This is a genomic window from Streptomyces sp. NPDC052107 (assembly GCF_040680215.1).
Taxonomy (GTDB): Bacteria; Actinomycetota; Actinomycetes; order Streptomycetales; family Streptomycetaceae; genus Streptomyces.
In genome coordinates this window covers 1-1,665 of the sequence record NZ_JBFAWG010000268.1, presented here as the reverse complement: position 1 = coordinate 1,665, position 1,665 = coordinate 1, and the positions used below count along the sequence as shown (strand labels likewise).

Below are 1,665 nucleotides of genomic sequence, written 5' to 3'. Positions count from 1 at the left end.
AACGAGACGAGCTGGACGTACTTCAGGAAGCTCCACCCGCCGCGATAGTCCCCGGGAGTCCCCAGTCCCCAGTCCCCGGGCAGTCCCCGGGCAGTCCCCGGGCAGTCCCCGGGACGAGGGGTGCAGGCGTACAGGGGTGCAGGGGTACAGGCGTCCAGAGGTACGGACGTACGCCGACCGGCGCTTCCCGCTCGCGCATTCCGCCCCGAAGGTGTGGGCTGGGACACAAAAGGGAGTGCGCTCCTCCGGGATGGGCAGCAGCCTCGTACGAGCAGTTCGGGTCGACACGCCGTGCCGGGTTGTGGGCGGGACATCTCACCATCTGGTAAGGACGGGTCGATTCCGGGCTGCTCGTTAAACTGAGCCGACCGCAGTAATGACTGAGCGAGGAGCGCACGTGGGCCTTGTCGTGCAGAAGTACGGAGGCTCCTCCGTAGCCGATGCCGAGGGCATCAAGCGGGTCGCCAAGCGAGTCGTCGACGCCAAGAGGAACGGCAACCAGGTGGTTGTCGTGGTGTCCGCGATGGGCGACACGACGGACGAGTTGATAGACCTCGCCGAGCAGGTGTCTCCGATGCCTACCGGCCGTGAGTTCGACATGCTGCTGACCGCGGGTGAGCGGATCTCCATGGCCCTGCTGGCGATGGCGATCAAAAACCTGGGCCACGAGGCCCAGTCGTTCACGGGCAGCCAGGCCGGTGTCATCACCGACTCGGTCCACAACAAAGCGCGCATCATCGACGTCACGCCCGGCCGCATCCGGACCTCGATCGACGAGGGCAACATCGCCATCGTCGCCGGGTTCCAGGGCGTGAGCCAGGAGGGCAAGAACATCACGACGCTCGGCCGCGGCGGGTCGGACACGACCGCCGTCGCGCTGGCCGCCGCGCTGGACGCCGAGGTCTGTGAGATCTACACGGACGTCGACGGCGTCTTCACCGCGGACCCGCGGGTCGTGAAGAAGGCGAAGAAGATCGACTGGATCTCCTTCGAGGACATGCTGGAGCTGGCCGCGTCCGGTTCCAAGGTGCTGCTGCACCGGTGCGTCGAGTACGCACGCCGTTACAACATCCCGATCCACGTCCGCTCGTCCTTCTCCGGACTGCGCGGGACCTGGGTCAGCAACGAGCCGCAAGGGGACCAGAAGGTGGAGCACGCGATCATCTCCGGAGTCGCCCACGACGTCTCGGAGGCCAAGGTCACCGTCGTCGGCGTGCCGGACAAGCCGGGCGAGGCGGCCGCGATCTTCCGCGCCATCGCCAACGCCGAGGTCAACATCGACATGGTGGTGCAGAACGTCTCCGCCGCGTCGACCGGCCTGACGGACATCTCCTTCACCCTCCCCAAGGCCGAGGGCCGCAAGGCCATCGACGCCCTGGAGCGGGCCAAGGGCTCCATCGGCTTCGAGTCGCTGCGCTACGACGACCAGATCGCCAAGATCTCCCTGGTCGGCGCCGGTATGAAGACCAACCCGGGCGTCACCGCCGGCTTCTTCGAGGCGCTCTCCGACGCGGGCGTCAACATCGAGCTGATCTCGACATCCGAGATCCGCATCTCGGTGGTCACCCGTGCCGACGACGTCAACGAGGCCGTGCGCGCCGTGCACACCGCCTTCGGTCTCGACAGCGACTCCGACGAGGCCGTCGTCTACGGAGGCACCGGCCG

Annotated in this window: 1 protein-coding gene; it reads left to right on the top strand. The window is 67.1% G+C overall.

Annotated features, from left to right (window positions below; genetic code table 11):
- Nucleotides 1-397: 397 nt before the first annotated feature.
- Nucleotides 398-1,665: aspartate kinase (locus tag AB0M27_RS47700; protein ID WP_070204375.1), on the top strand; the 1,268-nt coding region annotated here is incomplete at its 3' end.